This is a genomic window from Thermoanaerobacterales bacterium, assembly GCA_030019475.1.
Taxonomy (GTDB): Bacteria; Bacillota; Desulfotomaculia; order Desulfotomaculales; family JASEER01; genus JASEER01.
Genome location: JASEER010000031.1, coordinates 1 through 15,759, shown reverse-complemented (window position 1 = coordinate 15,759; position 15,759 = coordinate 1). Strand labels below are relative to the sequence as shown.

Below are 15,759 nucleotides of genomic sequence, written 5' to 3'. Positions count from 1 at the left end.
TAGCCAAACGCTGCGTTGATACCTTCATCCTCTTTGCACCGTCCGATTAGAAATCATCTGCAGCGCCGGCCGGTCGTACTCGATTTCGGTCACCGTCCCCTTAAAGTAGGTGAAGTCGTGGTCCGGGTAGTTCCACTGGACGACGACGCTCCGGGGGACCAGCATGCCGTCCATCCGCCGGTAGTCGTTACAGTAGCCCGTGTATTTGATCCGCTTTTGGGCGTCAAAGTTATACCGCATGGTCTCCCAGCGGGTGAGTTCCTCGCGTGCGTTGAAATGGGCCACCGCCGACAGGGTGAGTTCGCCGTCGGTGATGGTCACCCGCGCCGCGTCTTTATCGACCGCCTCCCACTTGATCCTCTCCGAAGGCAAAAGGGCCGTCGGGAACCAGACCGTCTCGAGCAGGTACCGGTGCAACGCGCCCTCGTCCATCTCCCGGCCTTTAGCGTTCACCACAGGGATGGCGGAGAAAAGCTTGATGAGCATGTGGCCCTCCCCGCGGCGGTACATGTCCCGCCCCTCGATCCAAACCCCCGGGACCGGCCTCACCACCGAATGCCAGATGAACCCCGGCCGCCGGATCGCGAAATACTGCTCGGCGGTGAAGGGCATCCATTTCTGCTTCTCACTGGTTCGCATCTGCCCCTCTTGCTTCAGACGGACGAACCGCACTTCCTCTTGCCCCTCCGGCAACACGTGGCGGAAGTACCGTTGCACGGGCGCCGGCAGCCCCTGCAGGTCCGCGTAGGAGAACTTCGCGGCGGGGGCGGCTGTCTGCGCGTCGGCGATCAAGTCGCGGACCGAGGCGGCCAGCATGCGGCCGAAGGCCAGCCGGCCGCCCAGGATGAACAGCCCCGCCGCGAGGACCGGGAAGATGAGAACGTAGAGCACTATTGTCAACGCCAGATTTCTCCTTTAGGGTCGTCTCTGCTTAAGTACGCCTGACCTTTTGGGGCGCAACGCGGCCTTAATCGGCCAGCGACTCACAATAATGTGGTTTCACCCTAACCGTCCGATGGCTTGCGGGGTGTCCAGCAGCCGCGTGGCCACTTCCCTGACCGGCATCCTGATCAGGCGCCCGTTTTCCCAGATCTCTATCACCCGCTCATCGGAGGCAAGCCTTGCCGCGGCCCCGGGAAGCTTCACGCCGTTCTCCGCCAGGGTCCAGGCGGCGTAGCCCCTGATCGCGGGATCGGGGTCACCGAGCAGGGACTCCACCGCCGGAAGCATCTCGGCGACCAACTCCGGGTTATGCCGCCCGATCCGGCCGATGGCCCAAAGCACGCCCCGCGTCACCGCCGGCTCGTCCAGATAGTTGTAGACCAGGTTCGATGCAAACTCACCGTAGAGTTCCGGGCGCCGGGCGACGATCTCGCCGACGGCCTCCGGAGCGCCCCAGGGCATGTTCCCCGACTCGTCGTTCAGGGCCCACATCAGATTGCGGAGCAGGTCGCGCACCCTCTCCTCGTCCCGGTCGGCCTCCCGCTCCGCCACCCGGCCGACGGCCTCGACCGCGCGCCAGCGCCGCTCCCCCTCGCGCTCATAGAGCAGCGAGACGAGGTAGCGCAACACCATCCGCTCCCGCTCCGCCAGCGCCACCAAACTGTCGAGGTTGTTTTGCGCCACGAGGTCGGCGACTTGCTTTTTCAATGACACGGCAGCACGCTCCTTACACCCAACCTTACCGACGGGCCTGCTCCCACAAGGACCGCTGGGATTAAGTCGCCGATTGGTGGGCCACCGGCGCGTATGGCCGAGATACCACACCTCTGCGCCAGCGAATCTGGAGTCGTGGCGTACCGTCACGTTTTCTCCTCTATCAAGGACCCTGCGTGTCTATTACGTCTATACTTCTGTAAAGTTCAGCCAGTGATTCCCAGTACGTGGCATCCCAGAAGCCGTTGGCCGCTCCGGACGTGGAAGGGGCAACATATAACAATGTCTTGCCCTCACTTCTATCTGCAACCCATAGTTTTGCTGTGTTGAAGAAAAAACTTTGCTGCTCTCTTACCGTTGAAGCATACAATGCGGGGCTGATACTTAGCAATCTTGGCCCTGAACGCCGGAACACCATAATCGTTTATTGACAGGGTCCCGTCAACTCCTGTCCGCCTCTTCACGAGATCCGAGACACCGATACCGTACTTCAGAAGTTCCCGGTACTCGTGTGGCAACAAGAGCCGTTCCGTAAGTCCAACTTGGTGAAGTATTCTCCAGAACTTGTTTCGCTTGTCCGCATAGTAAGCGCCAACCTGAGCGGATCGGTTCCCTACCGCGGTCCCGCAGAATACCAGCTTGAGATTCGGACCAAGGACGTCCGGCAGCATACTTTCCTCTCCCGTTGTCGCCAACCTATAAGCTGACTACCGTTATCACCTAGAACTGGCTACCCTGGAAGGTTGCCCGTGGATTAAATCCGACCTACGCTCTTACGGCGCCGGTTCTTCCCAAAGCGGTAGGACTTAGCGCTTAGTATAAGACAGACTGGCAGTCTTCGTGGCAATTGCTCCGGAATGCCTGGAGGTCAATTTGGAAGTCAATTCGGAGCATAATTGACACGCAATTGACTAGTGCGTCGATTCTCGTGTCATTCTATCCAAACATGCCGGGCTCCGGCACCATGGCCTTCGGTGACAATCTGGGGTATTTCTCTCCTCAACTCTGCCATCATTTTTGTGACCTGCTGTCGACTAAACCGGGTGATCGCGCGGATCTCCTTGTTAGACAAACCCTTTGAATCGCCATGCTCGAACCTTCGTTTGAGAATGCTGGCGATCCGCGTCTTGGCCGCATCCCAGTCGATGCGACGGTCCCGTTCAAGGTAGCTTGGACCGGCCAGGCGACGGTGGACTTCCGGGCGCAGGGTCCAGTAGGTTCCCCTGCCGGTTCCGCCACGCTCAAGATAGGCAAGGCGCTGCTCCATCTCGGTCAAAATGTCCCGGGCCTGAGGTTCTGAGCGCTGACAAATGGATGCGGCAGCGCGGGTGTCAATCTCCGGATGAGCCAGGAGGTATTGAAGCACAAGGAGATGGTCCACCGAAAGGAATCGGCCCGTACGGTTCTCCTCGGCCACAAACATGCGAAAGGCCGATAAGAATTCTCGCCGGCGAAAAGTGACGGTGACCGAATCCCCGTTTTCCAGGATGAGAGGCGGTTCCTTGCCTTCGATAAGGAGCGCCTCGAACATCCGGCTAATGCCGAGGTTGCTACGATTCACCAGGCGCAGTCTAGCCAATGCATCGACTAAGAGGGGGTTCCGGGCCGCCGGCTGATGATGCAAGATGTTTTGGGGGGTGATCCCGGCGATAAAACCGCCGGGATTGCTGATTTCGAGACGGTCCGGGAACTGCTTGACCAGGATGGGTCCGGCGATGCGAAAATCCGCATGGCAAAAGGCGTTCAACAGTGCCTCCCGCAAAGCGAGTTCCGGGTAGGTACGATACTCGAAATGAAACAGTCCCTGTTCCAGGGTAGTAATGGGATTATCGGCGTTGATCCGGTCCATAAGACGGGAAAGGGCAATCGGCAGGGCATCAGACCCGTCGGCACGGTCCGTGTAGCGGGTGTCACTTACCATTCGCAGGTGAGTCCAGACAAAACCGGGAACGTTTCGACGAATCGCCTGGTCAGTCCCGGCGAGAAGTACCCCGGCACGGGTCAGGCGACCGGAGCGCAGGACACCGATTTGAGCAAGGATATCCAAGCCCCTTTGCCGGAAAAGCTCCTCGGGCGCCTTCTCCCGACGGGCAGCATCGCAGAGCTGTTCCAGGGCTGCCGCCGAAATCAGGTCCTCCGGCCGACCATCCGTTTCTTCCGCAGTAAAGTCAGTCTCCCCCGTCTCGACCATAATGCGCCGCCTGAGGGTGCCCGTCAACGGCTGACAATCCTTGCCCACGCGAACCTTGCCCCTCCCGGCGGTGTCTGTATATGGAGGCATGCCGGGATAGATATGCATAACCAGGATCCGGCCCGTACCTTCCGGCACCCGCAGTTCTTCAAAAACCGGCGTCAATTTGGGGTCAGTCGAGTCATAGACGGCCTTTTTCAGGCGATTGACATCCACCTCGGGAGGTACGCCGAGGATGGCCCGGGCCCGCCCTATAACCTTGTCCTTCACCCCGAAAACCACGGTGCCACCGCCCCCGTTGGCCATGCAAACAGCCATCTCAATGACGAGACCCACGGAATCGTTCATACTCTGCGGATCCCATTCTTTGAAGTCCAGATCCTGATCTTCAAGGTCATCCGCTGTAACGCTTTCGAGTTCATTTAACAGTTCGGTGATTTCGCTTACGTTGCGCATGACCACTCCAATGAAAGCCCCCTGCCATTACGGCCCCGGTCAGCTTCCTGCCCGAGAGTAACCGAGAACTGGGTGCGGCTGTTTTTACCGGTTCTCTGCTAGACCCGATTCGCAAGCGGTTCCGGGATGCTCACTTCAAAGGTGTGCCTGGGGCTCAATTTCGACACATTACTAAATAATCCCTCTATTGGAGCCTTCGTGTAATGGAGAAAACGGAAGGAGGAAGGAAGGCTAAGCGGGCGTTTACGCTACCCGCCGCAGCCGACCACCGTCGCCACGGCGTGGGCGGCGATGCCCTCGCCGGTGCCGGTGAAGCCGAGGCCCTCGGTGGTGGTGGCCTTGACGGAGACGCGGTCGGGGTTGAGGCCGAGGACGCGGGCCAGGTTGGCGCGCATGGCGGGGATGTGGGGGGCGAGCTTCGGGGCCTGGGCGACGACGGTGGCGTCGATGTTGTTGACGGTGAGGCCTTTGTCGGCCAGCAGGCGGGCGACGGCCGCCAGCAGGTCCAGGCTGGACGCGCCTTCATACCGCGGGTCGGTGTCGGGGAAGTATTGCCCGATGTCCCCCAGGGCGGCGGCGCCCAGCAGGGCGTCCATTACGGCGTGGGTGAGGACGTCGGCGTCGGAGTGGCCCAGGAGGCCGCGGGGGTAGGAGATGTTGACGCCGCCCAGGATGAGTGGCCGGTCTTCAACCAGCCGGTGCACGTCATAGCCGAATCCGGTGCGCAAGCTCGTCGCCTCTCCGGTGAGGGCTCGGGCGTAGGTCAGGTCCTCGGGGGTGGTGATCTTGATGTTGGCGTAGTCCCCGGGCACCAGGGCCACCCGCCCGCCGAGCCGCTCGACGAGGGAGGCGTCGTCGGTACCGGTGAAGCCCTCGGCGCGGGCGCGCTCGTGGGCGGACAGGATGACGTCCCGCCGGAAGGCCTGCGGGGTCTGGACGAGCCACAGCCGTTCACGGGGCAGGGTCTCGACCGCCATGCCCGCCGCGTCGCCGATTTTCACCGTATCCTTGGCCGGCACGGCCAGGGTGGCCGCCCCGTGCTCCGCGGCCGCCTCGACCACCGCTTCGACCTGTTCCCGGGTCACGAAGGGCCGCACCCCGTCGTGGATAACCACCAGCGGGGCGGGGGGCAGGGCCTCGAGGCCCTGCCGGACCGACTCCTGGCGCTCCCGCCCGCCGGGGACGACGGCCGCCACCTTGCGGCAGCCGCAGCGTTCCACAATGTCGCGGCGGCACCATTCCTCGTCGCCGGGCGTCACCACCAGGGCGATGGACCCGATCATCTCCGTATCCTCAAAGGCCCTTAAAGTGTACGCCAAAACCGGGCGGCCGGCGAGCAGCCGGTATTGCTTCCTGGGGCCGTCCCCCATCCGACTGCCTGCGCCGGCCGCGACGATAACGGCGTTCGCCTTAACCGCCAACCGCATTCACCTCGTCGAGTTTCCCGTGGAGCGGCTCGTCCTTGCGGCCGACCTTGGGACGGGCGAAGATCATCCGGCCCGCCGTGGTCTGCAGGACACTGGTCACGGTAACCCGGATCGTTTGGCCGATGAAGCGCTTGCCGCCGTCGACGACGATCATTGTGCCGTCATCCAGGTAGCCGACCCCCTGACCGGGCTCCTTGCCGTCCCTGATCACCTGGACGGTCATCTCCTCCCCGGGCAGGAGCACCGGCTTTAAGGCGTTGGCCAGCTCATTGATGTTCAGCACCTTCACGCCCTGCAGTTCCGCGACCTTGTTCAGGTTGAAGTCGTTGGTAATGATCCTCGCCCCCAGACGCCGCGCCAGCTTTACGAGCTTGGTGTCGACGTCGGGGAGGTCCTCCAGGCCCTTGACGTTCTCGTAGATCTGCACCTTCGTCTCGGACTTCCGGCGGATGTAATTAAGGATATCGAGGCCCCGGCGGCCCCGGTTGCGCTTGAGCGTGTCGCTGGAGTCGGCGATGTGCTGCAGCTCGTCGAGAACGAAGGCGGGAATGATCAGCGTCCCTTCCAGGAAACCCGTGGAGCAAAGGTCGGCGATGCGGCCGTCGATGATCGCGGAGGTATCAAGGAGCTTGGCCTCTCCGCGGGTACCCCGGTCTTTCCCCAGCCAGGGCAGGTTGGCGAGCAGCCCGACCAGCTCCTCGCGCTTGCGGATGCCGACCATCAGGCCCAGGTAGCCCAGGAACACGGAAACCAGGATGCCGATGGCCGTGCCGAACCAGCCCAGGCCCTTTAAGATGGAACCGATGAGGTTGGCGATTAACAGGCCAACAATGAGTCCAAGGGCGGCGATGATCAGGTCCTGGATGGGCATTCGTTGCAGGTGCTCAACGGAGCGCGTGTTCAGCGCGATGGTCAATGCGATGATCCGCGGTGCCGTAACGATCCCGACCGCGAGTGCGATAAGGGTCGTTAAAGCCGCCATACCGTAGCCGGTGGTGGTCGCGAGGTTTAGGTCAAAGACGTCCTGTTGCACGAAAAGGTAGTAGCCCAGGAAGAACCCTGCCGCCGCGAATCCGAGGGTCAAAAAAAGAAAAGCAGCCCTGCGCACTCTCTTTCACCTCCTTTCCAACCCTGTCCCTTTATTATACCTTTGCCCAAAGGCGCCTCACAATAAAAAAAACTGGCGAATCTTTCCGCCAGTCTAGGCCAGCATCTGGTCCAGTATCGTTCGGGCCTTGTCTTCCTCCAGCTCTGTGGCGAGCACCAGTTCGCTGATCAGGATCTGCCTGGCGCTGTCAAGCATCCTTTTCTCTCCCGAGGAGAGGCCCTTTTCACGTTCCCGGCGGGCCAGGTTTCTTACCACCTCGGCCACCTCGTAGATGTTGCCGCTCTTGATCTTTTCCAGGTTGGCACGGTAACGCCGGTTCCAGTTTCCCGGCATCTGGGTGCTGTTGCTCTTTAAGATGCCGAACACTTCCTGCACTTCTTCCATGCCGATTACCTGGCGTAGACCTATACCTTCCCCGCTGGAGGTTGGAACCATCACTTTCATATTGCCTATCGGTAGGCGGAGAACGTAGTACTGGTGCCTTTCCCCCAGAATCTCCTTCTCCTCGATGGCCTCGATGACGCCCGCCCCATGCATTGGGTAGACAACCTTGTCTCCAATCTTAAACAACGCGCCACCTCCCGGGATCCTTGACTTCCTTAAGTATACCACAAACCAACCAATCCTGTCAAAAATCCGGCCTTGTACGCCTTTCTGCTAACGATTACCGGTATCTTTCTTGCAGGAGTTGGTTCCAATAACGGCTCAGGCCCTCCTTGATGGCCCGGGCGCGGGTCTCCCCGATCCCCTCCACCGCGTCCAGCTCTTCCAGGGAGGCGTTGAGGCAGCGGTTGAGCGTGCCGAAGGTGCCCACCAGGTTCTCGATGACCGGGGATGGAAGGCGGGGGATCTTGCCCAGGATACGGTAACCCCGCGAGGAGACGTGCTGTTCCAGGATCGTGCTGCCCCCCGGATAGCCGAGCACCCGGGCGATGAGCGGCAGGTCCAGGAGGTCCTCGCTCGGCCAGGATTCGATGATGCCCAGGAGCTGCCGCGGCGTACGGTCGGCGGCCGTGCTGTAGTCCTGGATGACCAGCAGGCCCTCGTCGTCCAGGTTGGCGATCAACTCGTCCAGCTGCATGGTGATCAGGCGCCCTTCGGTGCCCAGCTCGGTAATGTACTTGCCGATCTCGCGGACCACCTTGAGGGTCATCTCGATGCGCTGGATGATCTTGCAGACATCGTAAAGGGTAACGGTGTCCTCAAACTCCTGGATGCTCAGGTTGATCAGGATGCGGTCGAGGATGGTCCGGTATTTTTCAAGGGTCTGGAGCGCCTGGTTGGCCTTGGTGAAAATCACGCCGAGGTCGCGGAGGACGTACTTGATCGACCCCTTGTACATCGTGATCACGCCGCGGCGCTGGGAAATGGAGATCACCAGGGCGTCGGTCTGCCGGGCGACGCGCTCGGCGGTCCGGTGCCTGATGCCGGTCTCGTTGGACGGGATGCCGAGGTCGGGGACGAGCTGGGTGTTGGCGGCGATGATCCGCCGCGCCTCGTCGTCCAGGATGATCGCCCCGTCCATCTTGGCGAGTTCGTAGAGCTTGGCCGGGGAGAACTCGGCGTTGACTCTGAAGCCCCCCTCCGCGATCTCCATCACTTCGGGGCGGTCGCCGACGACGATCAGGGCACCGCTTCCCGCCCGCAGGATGTTCTCCAGCCCTTCGCGGAGCGGGGTTCCGGGAGCCACCGTGCGCAGAATGCGGAGCAGTTCCTCCTCAGCCTTCTCGTCCCTGACCAAGGTTCAACCTCCTGTTCGGTCGTCGGTCGTCAGCCGTCGGTCGTCGGACTCGTATGGATTCGCTGCCGCGAATCCTTTTTTGTTCGATCGCCGGTCGCGGAACGCCGGTTTTCAACTCAACAATTGCAACGCTTCGCCCACCGTCCGTACGCCGTGGACGCGCAGGCCCGCCTCCGGGCCCCGGCGGGGGTACCCTTCGCCGGGAACCAGGGCCGCCTCGAAACCCAGCTTGGCGGCTTCCCGGAGTCTCTTGTCCAGGGCCGGCACGGGCCGCACCTCGCCGGTGAGGCCGACCTCTCCGACGACCAGCGTCCGGGGCGGCAACGCCCGGTCCCGGAAACTTGAGGCCAGGGCGACGGCGATCCCCAGGTCGACGGCCGGCTCCGAGAGCCTGGCGCCGCCGACGGCGTTGACATACAGGTCCTGGTTGGAAAGCTCCAGGCCGACCCTCTTCTCCAAGACCGCGGCCATGAGGACGACCCGGTTGTAGTCCACTCCGGCCGTCATCCGGCGGGGGGTGCCGTAACCGCTGGAGCTTACCAGGGCCTGGATCTCCACCAGTAGCGGCCGGGTGCCCTCGACGGCGGAAACCACCACCGACCCCGGCACGGCCTCCGGTGCGCCGGAACTCAGGAAAAGGCTTGAAGGGTTGGTGACCTCCACGAGCCCGGCGGACTGCATCTCGAAGACCCCGATCTCGTTGGTCGAGCCGAAGCGGTTCTTTACGCCGCGCAGTATGCGAAAGGCCTGGTGCCTCTCCCCTTCCAGGTAAAGGACGGCGTCGACGATGTGTTCCACGACCCGCGGGCCGGCCAGCATGCCCTCCTTGGTCACATGGCCCACCAGGAAGACCGGCACTCCGGTCTCCTTCGCGACACGGGCCAGAGCCAGGGTGCATTCCCGCACCTGCCCCAGGCTGCCCGGGACGGCCTGCAGCCCGGAACGGAACACGGTCTGGATGGAGTCGACGACCACCAGCCGGGGCGAGACCTCGCCCACCAGGGCGGCCACGACGTCGACGTCGGTTTCGGCAGTGAGCAGCAGACGGTCGTGGACCGCCCCCAGGCGTTCGGCACGCAACCGGACCTGCAGGGCCGACTCCTCTCCGGCGACGTACAGCACGTCCCCATACCGGTCGGCCACCTGCCGGGCGACCTGCAGCAGCAGCGTGGATTTCCCGATGCCGGGATCGCCGCCGATGAGGACCGCCGCCCCCGGGACGATGCCGCCGCCCAGGACGCGGTCCAACTCGGCCAGGCCGGTGCCGATCCTCTTTCCCTCGCCGCCCGTAACGGCGGAAAGGGGGCGGGGCGGCTCCGTCTTAGTCGCCGCCTTCTTCCGGCCCCCTTCCGCTTCGTCGGTAAAGGACTGCCACGCTCCACAACCGGGGCATCGTCCCATCCAGCGCGGTGAATAATAGCCGCACTCGCGACAGCGCACGGACAGCCTCCTTCAGCCGCCTTTTTTCGCCATTATACCATTTTTAGCCACCGGCAACAAGCGCGCTCCGGGCTAATGCTATGCCTTATGTACCACTACTTCTCCTTCCGCGGCGTCGGCGACCACCTTATCCCCCCGGGAGAAGGTTCCCCTGAGGAGTTCCTCCGACAGGCGATCCTCGACCTTGCGCTGGATGGTCCGGCGGAGCGGCCGGGCGCCGAACTTTTCATCGAATCCTTCCTTCGCCAAGAGGTCCTTGAGGTCCTCCGTGAACTCGACCTCAACCTCGTTTTCCTTCAGGCGCTTGTTGACCTCCTCCAGCATCAGGTCCACGATCTTCCGGATATGCTCGCCGGTCAGGGAGTGGAAGACGATGATCTCGTCGATGCGGTTGAGGAACTCGGGCCGGAAGGTGCGGTGGAGTTCGGACATCACCCGCTCCTTCATCTTCTCGTACTCGGCCCTTGCGTCCTCGTTGGTCACGAACCCCAGGGTGCCCTCCCTGCGCAGGAGGCTCACGCCCACGTTGGAGGTCATGATGATCACCGTGTTCCGGAAGTCCACCGTGCGCCCCTTGGCGTCGGTCAGGCGGCCGTCCTCCAGGACCTGCAGCAGGATGTTGAAGACCTCGGGGTGGGCCTTCTCGATCTCGTCCAGCAGGACCACTGTGTAGGGCTTGCGCCGGACGGCTTCGGTGAGCTGGCCCCCTTCCTCGTAACCGACGTAGCCGGGAGGCGCCCCGACCAGGCGCGAGACCGCGTGGCGTTCCATGTATTCGGACATATCGATCCGCACCAGGGCCTCCTCGTCCCCGAAGAGCGCCTCGGCCAGGGCGCGGGCCAGCTCGGTCTTACCCACGCCGGTCGGCCCCAGGAAGATGAAGGACCCGATCGGCCGCTTGGGGTCTTTCAGCCCGGCCCGCGCGCGCCGCACGGCCCGGGCCACGGCGGCCACGGCGTCGTCCTGCCCGACGACGCGCTGGTGCAGGATCTCCTCCAGCTTCAGCAGCCGCTCCGACTCCTCCTCGGCCAGTTTCTTGACCGGGATGCCGGTCCAGCTGGAGACGATGTGTGCGATGTCCTGGTCGGCTACGACCAGTTCGTCGCCGCCCTTCTGCTGCCTCCACGCCTCCCGCGAAGAGTCGAGCTGGCTGCGCAGCTGCTGCTCCTGGTCGCGGAGCTGGGCGGCTTTCTCAAATTCCTGCGCCGCCACCGCCGCTTCCTTCTCCTGGCGCAGCTCCTCCAGCCGGTTTTCCAGCTCCTTCAGGTCCGGCGGAGCCGTGAAAGCCTGCAGCCGCACCCGCGAAGCGGCCTCGTCAATCAGGTCGATGGCCTTGTCGGGCAGGAAGCGGTCGGTGATGTAGCGGTCCGAGAGGCGGCCGGCGGCCTCCAGCGCCTCATCGGTGATCCGCACCCGGTGGTGCGCCTCGTACTTGTCCCGCAGGCCCCGCAGGATGGCGATCGTTTCCTCGACGGTCGGCTCCTCGACCATCACCGGCTGGAAGCGCCGCTCCAGGGCGGAGTCCTTTTCCACGTGCTTGCGGTACTCATCGAGGGTGGTCGCCCCGATGGTCTGCAGTTCGCCCCGGGCCAGGGCCGGCTTCAGGATGTTGGCGGCGTCGATCGCCCCTTCAGCCGCCCCGGCGCCGATCAGGGTGTGCAGTTCGTCGATGAAGAGAATGATGTTCCCCGCCGCCCGGATCTCGTCGAGGACCTTCTTGATGCGCTCCTCGAACTCGCCGCGGTACTTGGTCCCGGCGACCATCGAAGCCAGGTCCAGGGCCACGACCCGCTTATTCAGAAGGATTTCGGGCACGTTGCCGGCGGCGATCCGCTGGGCCAAGCCCTCGGCGATGGCCGTCTTGCCGACGCCCGGGTCACCGATCAGGACCGGGTTGTTCTTGGTCCGGCGGCTCAGGATCTGGATGACCCGCTCGATCTCCTTCTCCCGGCCGATCACCGGGTCCAGCTTGCCCTCCTTGGCCAGGGCGGTCAGGTCGCGGGCGAACTGGTCAAGGGCCGGGGTTTTGGCGCCCCCCCTGGCCGGCTCGCCGGGCGGGCCCGCGGGGGCCGCCCCACCCAGCATCTGCAGCACCAGGTTACGCACCTTGTTCAGGTCGGCGCCCATCCCGGTCAGGATTTGGGCGGCCACGCCCTCACCCTCGCGAATCAGGCCCAGCAACAGGTGTTCGGTGCCCACGTAGTTGTGGCCCAGACGGCGCGCCTCGTCAACCGCAAGTTCCAGGACGCGCTTGGCCCGGGGCGTGAGGGTGACCTCGACGCCGACCGGCCCCTGCCCCGTCTCGACCATCTGCTCGATGACCCGCTTGACCTTCCCCGCGTCTATGCCGAGGTCGGCCAGGATTTTGGCCGCCACGCCCTCGCCCTCCCGGATCAAGCCGAGCAGCAGGTGCTCGGTGCCCACGTACGGGTAATTGAGCCGGCGGGCCTCCTCCTGGGCCAGCAGGATCACCTTTTGGGCACGCTTTGTAAATCGACCGAACATTTTTATACCTCCCCCATTTGCCTATGCTAATCACCGATTTTAAAGTCCGCAAGTTTCTCCCGCACCAGCTTGGCCCGCAACTCATCCCTCTGTCCCGGCGTCAACCCTTCCTCGCCGCCGGCCTTCGTCACGCAGGCCGGGCGGGTCAGAACCATCAGTTCATTTAGGACGCGGATCGGCAGGTTCTTAATGATCCCCAGATCAACCCCGAGCCTGATGTCGGTGATGAAGCGCAGGGCCTCGTCGGACGACAGCCGCCGCGCGTGTTTGAGCAGGCCCAGCGCGCGCCACGAGCGGTCCTCGATGAGCGCGCCGCTCTCTTTGAGGAGCAGCCGGCGCGCCGCCCGCTCCTGCTCGATAACCTTCAGCGTTACTCCCGTCAGGTTCTTAACGATCTCCTCTTCGCCGTACCCCAGGGTGACCTGGTTGGACAGCTGGAAGAGGTAGCCCTTGGCCTCGGTGCCCTCGCCGTACAGACCCCGCACCGTCATTCCGAGCTTGGAGACGGCGGTCAGGAGTTCGCGCGCCTGGCCGGTCAGGGCCAGGGCGGGCAGGTGCACCATCACCGAAGCGCGCAGACCGGTTCCGACATTGGTGGGGCAAGCCGTCAGGTAGCCCAGTCGTTCGTCGTAGGCGTAGTCCAGCGTCTTTTCCAGGGCGTCGTCGACCCGGTCCGCCAGGCGCCAGGCCGCCTCCAGTTGCAGGCCCGGCAGGAGGACCTGCAGGCGTATGTGGTCCTCCTCGTTGACCAGGATGCTCACCGTCTCATCCTCGGAAAGGGCGACGGCGCGCCCCTGCTCGTTGCCTTCCTCAAGAACGGCGGGACTGGCCAGGTGTTTCTCGACTAGTATCTGCCTTTCCACAGGGGCCAATTCCGCCAGGGTCGCTATCTCCATCGCCCCGGCCGCGCGGCGGACCTGCTCGTCGCCGATCGCCAGGCGGACGGCGTGGACCACCTCTTCGGCCCTTTCGGGCGGCAGGCGGTGCGGGAACGGGAAACCCTGCAGCGCCCGGGCGAGGCGGATCCGGCTGGAGACCGCCACGTCCGTTTCCGGCGCCCGGTCATCCATCCAGCGGCTGTAGGGGTTGTTCACGGTAGACCTGAAACCCATCCTTGCCCTTCTCCTCCTTCCTCAGTCCGCCCGTTGCTCGAGTTCCCTGATCTTGTCCCGGAGTTCCGCCGCCCGCTCGAACTCTTCGCGCTGTACCGCCTCCTGCAGTTCCCGGCGCAGGCGGTCGATCTCACGTTGCCGCCGCGCCTTGTGCTGCCCGCGGGCCGGCACCTTGCCCGTATGGCGCAGGTGCCCCTGCACCCGGCGCAACAGGGCGTCCAGGTGCGGCTCGAAGGCGTCGTAGCACCCGGAGCAGCCGAAACGGCCCAGCCGCGCGAACTGCCGCTCGGTCAGGCCGCACCGGCGGCATGCGTTCTCCCGTGCTTCACCGGCGGCGCGGGGGAGCTCGGCCCCCAGGAGGTCGCCGAAGAGGTTCTCGAACTTGAAGGGGTGCGTCGTGATCTTGAAGCTCCCGATCCCCTCCTCCTCGGCACAGGTCGCGCAAAGGTGCATTTCCCGTTTCTTTCCGTTAACGACCTCGGTGTAGTGCACCGTCGCCGGACGCTTATGGCACTTTTCGCATTCCATCCTGCCGCTGCACCCCCTTGTGTTTAACCGCTTCCGCCCGACCAGAGGGCGGCGAGCATGTTCTTCAAAAGACTGGCACGCACAGCGTTACGGTCGGAAGGAGACACCCCGCTCAGGTCCTCGCCGACCGCCCCCCGCATGAGAAGGGCCTCCCGGTATGAAATCAGGTTCTCCTCCTCGAGGCGCCTGATAAAGAGGTGGGCTTCCCGCGCTCCTATCTCGGCGCCGATGAGGCGCTGCAACTGCGTCAACAGGGCCGACCGGCCGAAGGGTATCTTGGCGATGCGCACATACCCGCCGCCGCCCCGGCGGCTTTCAACCATGAACCCCGACTGCGGCGAAAACCGCGTCGCCAGGACGTAGGTAACCTGCGAAGGAACGCAGTTGAACCTCAGCGCCAGGTCGTTGCGCCGGATTTCCACCACCCCCCCCGGGCTATCGGCCAGGAGTTCCAGGATATACGCGCTGATGAGATCGGCGATGCTGGGCATTCCTCGCCTACCTTCCTTACATTTTGACTTTGACTGACCTTAACTAAAGTCTAAAGAGTCCTGGGGAAGCTTTGCAACCGTCTTCCTAGATTATTCTTGCCGCAAATAGGTCAAGGATAGTCAAAGTCTCAAGGAAGCGCCCTTCGGCTTATTGGTACGCCGGATCCGGTGCATTTACACGCGCGGACTTCACTCGCCCGGCCTCCGTCGGCCCCCGGTGAACGGCAAAAGCCCCTTCCTTACCGTTAAGGAAGGGGCCGAAGTATACACAGGCCCGCCGTACACCGGCGCCGGACTAAAGCCCTAAGGCAGGTACACCAGCGGGCAGGAAAGCCGCCGGGCGACGGCGGCCGCCTCGCGCTCCGTAAACCCCCGCCCCCGGCCCGGGCTGGAGGCGCGGCCGCACAGCGCCACCATCTCGTAGGCTCCCGCCCCAAGCTCCTGCGCCACCCGCGACGGCAACGGGCCGTCCCCCGGCTTCCACCTTATACGTTCGGCCGGCGCCCCGGCGTGGGCGAAGGCCTCTTTCGTCCGGGCGAGTTCCCGCGAAGCGTTGGCCTGCACGTAAGCGATAAAATCATGCTTCGCCGTGGAAGGAGCAAGGGTTTCGGCAAAACCGTAGTGTGCCAGGTCGGCCCCGGGCAGGTAGAGCACCGTCAGGGCCGCCCCGAGGCGCGAGGCCAGGGTCCAGGCCGCGGCGGCCGTTTCAGGCCGCACCGTCCCCCGCACCACGGCGAGGACACCGCCCTCTGCGCCGCTCATCAGGCCGCCAGTTTCGCCACGATCAGGCCGACCAGGCCCAGGGCGATCACCAGGTAGTCCTGGCGGCGCACTCTGCCGCGCGCCTTCCCGCCCGCGGGCTCCGGGGCCTTTGCTTCTTGTGTCACGGCCTCTTCGAGCTTCAACGCTCCCTCGATGGTCACCGTTATCCCCCCTTCATTCCCCGCTGCGCCTTACAGGATGTAGAGGACCACCAGCAGGGCCAGTGCAGCCTTCATCGCCCCGACGACAAACCCCAGGATGAGCCCGTCCTTGCCCGCAGCCCGCAGGTCGCTCAGCCTGGTGTTCAGCCCGATGCTGGCGAACCCCAGCGCGAAGGCCCAG

At 63.9% G+C, this 15,759-nt stretch carries 15 protein-coding genes and 1 pseudogene; all 16 read right to left on the bottom strand.

The genetic code is table 11. The features are described 5' to 3' along the window. Positions 1-24: 24 nt before the first annotated feature. Positions 25-900 (bottom strand): hypothetical protein, encoded by an 876-nt coding sequence (locus QMC81_08730; GenBank protein ID MDI6907554.1) that lies wholly within the window; start codon positions 898-900, stop codon positions 25-27. Positions 901-999: 99 nt separating this feature from the next. Further along, positions 1,000-1,650, bottom strand: coding sequence for a hypothetical protein (locus QMC81_08725; GenBank protein ID MDI6907553.1), 651 nt, complete (start codon positions 1,648-1,650; stop codon positions 1,000-1,002). 305 nt (positions 1,651-1,955) lie between these two features. Further along, positions 1,956-2,327, bottom strand: coding sequence for a mismatch-specific DNA-glycosylase (locus tag QMC81_08720; GenBank protein MDI6907552.1), 372 nt, complete (start codon positions 2,325-2,327; stop codon positions 1,956-1,958). A 260-nt stretch (positions 2,328-2,587) separates the two neighbouring features. Beyond that, positions 2,588-4,303 (bottom strand): ATP-binding protein, encoded by a 1,716-nt coding sequence (locus tag QMC81_08715; protein ID MDI6907551.1) that lies wholly within the window; start codon positions 4,301-4,303, stop codon positions 2,588-2,590. Between the two features lie 248 nt (positions 4,304-4,551). Further along, complete coding sequence (gene ispF, locus QMC81_08710; GenBank protein MDI6907550.1) at positions 4,552-5,031, bottom strand: 2-C-methyl-D-erythritol 2,4-cyclodiphosphate synthase; 480 nt, start codon at positions 5,029-5,031, stop codon at positions 4,552-4,554. Positions 5,032-5,061: 30 nt separating this feature from the next. Beyond that, positions 5,062-5,730 (bottom strand): annotated as a pseudogene (gene ispD / locus QMC81_08705) (2-C-methyl-D-erythritol 4-phosphate cytidylyltransferase). Continuing rightward, a complete protein-coding gene (locus tag QMC81_08700) occupies positions 5,714-6,838 on the bottom strand; it encodes a PIN/TRAM domain-containing protein (GenBank protein ID MDI6907549.1) in 1,125 nt (374 codons plus the stop codon). The pseudogene ispD and the gene QMC81_08700 overlap by 17 nt, the downstream one beginning before the upstream one ends. A 93-nt stretch (positions 6,839-6,931) precedes the next feature. Continuing rightward, positions 6,932-7,408, bottom strand: coding sequence for a CarD family transcriptional regulator (locus tag QMC81_08695; GenBank protein ID MDI6907548.1), 477 nt, complete (start codon positions 7,406-7,408; stop codon positions 6,932-6,934). 94 nt (positions 7,409-7,502) lie between these two features. Continuing rightward, the gene (gene disA, locus QMC81_08690; protein ID MDI6907547.1) at positions 7,503-8,579 is read right to left on the bottom strand and encodes a DNA integrity scanning diadenylate cyclase DisA; all 1,077 of its coding nucleotides are present in this window, start codon (positions 8,577-8,579) and stop codon (positions 7,503-7,505) included. Positions 8,580-8,690: 111 nt separating this feature from the next. Then, positions 8,691-10,019: a DNA repair protein RadA gene (radA, locus tag QMC81_08685; protein ID MDI6907546.1), complete on the bottom strand. Its 1,329-nt coding sequence runs from the start codon at positions 10,017-10,019 to the stop codon at positions 8,691-8,693. Positions 10,020-10,097: 78 nt separating this feature from the next. Then, the gene (locus QMC81_08680; GenBank protein MDI6907545.1) at positions 10,098-12,524 is read right to left on the bottom strand and encodes an ATP-dependent Clp protease ATP-binding subunit; all 2,427 of its coding nucleotides are present in this window, start codon (positions 12,522-12,524) and stop codon (positions 10,098-10,100) included. 26 nt (positions 12,525-12,550) lie between these two features. Then, positions 12,551-13,636: a protein arginine kinase gene (locus tag QMC81_08675; GenBank protein MDI6907544.1), complete on the bottom strand. Its 1,086-nt coding sequence runs from the start codon at positions 13,634-13,636 to the stop codon at positions 12,551-12,553. A 21-nt stretch (positions 13,637-13,657) separates the two neighbouring features. After that, positions 13,658-14,164, bottom strand: coding sequence for a UvrB/UvrC motif-containing protein (locus tag QMC81_08670; GenBank protein MDI6907543.1), 507 nt, complete (start codon positions 14,162-14,164; stop codon positions 13,658-13,660). Positions 14,165-14,187: 23 nt separating this feature from the next. Beyond that, positions 14,188-14,655: a CtsR family transcriptional regulator gene (locus tag QMC81_08665; GenBank protein MDI6907542.1), complete on the bottom strand. Its 468-nt coding sequence runs from the start codon at positions 14,653-14,655 to the stop codon at positions 14,188-14,190. A gap of 303 nt (positions 14,656-14,958) precedes the next feature. Then, the gene (locus QMC81_08660; GenBank protein ID MDI6907541.1) at positions 14,959-15,417 is read right to left on the bottom strand and encodes a hypothetical protein; all 459 of its coding nucleotides are present in this window, start codon (positions 15,415-15,417) and stop codon (positions 14,959-14,961) included. Continuing rightward, positions 15,417-15,578: a hypothetical protein gene (locus QMC81_08655; protein MDI6907540.1), complete on the bottom strand. Its 162-nt coding sequence runs from the start codon at positions 15,576-15,578 to the stop codon at positions 15,417-15,419. The genes QMC81_08660 and QMC81_08655 overlap by 1 nt, the downstream gene beginning before the upstream one ends. Positions 15,579-15,759: the final 181 nt, after the last annotated feature.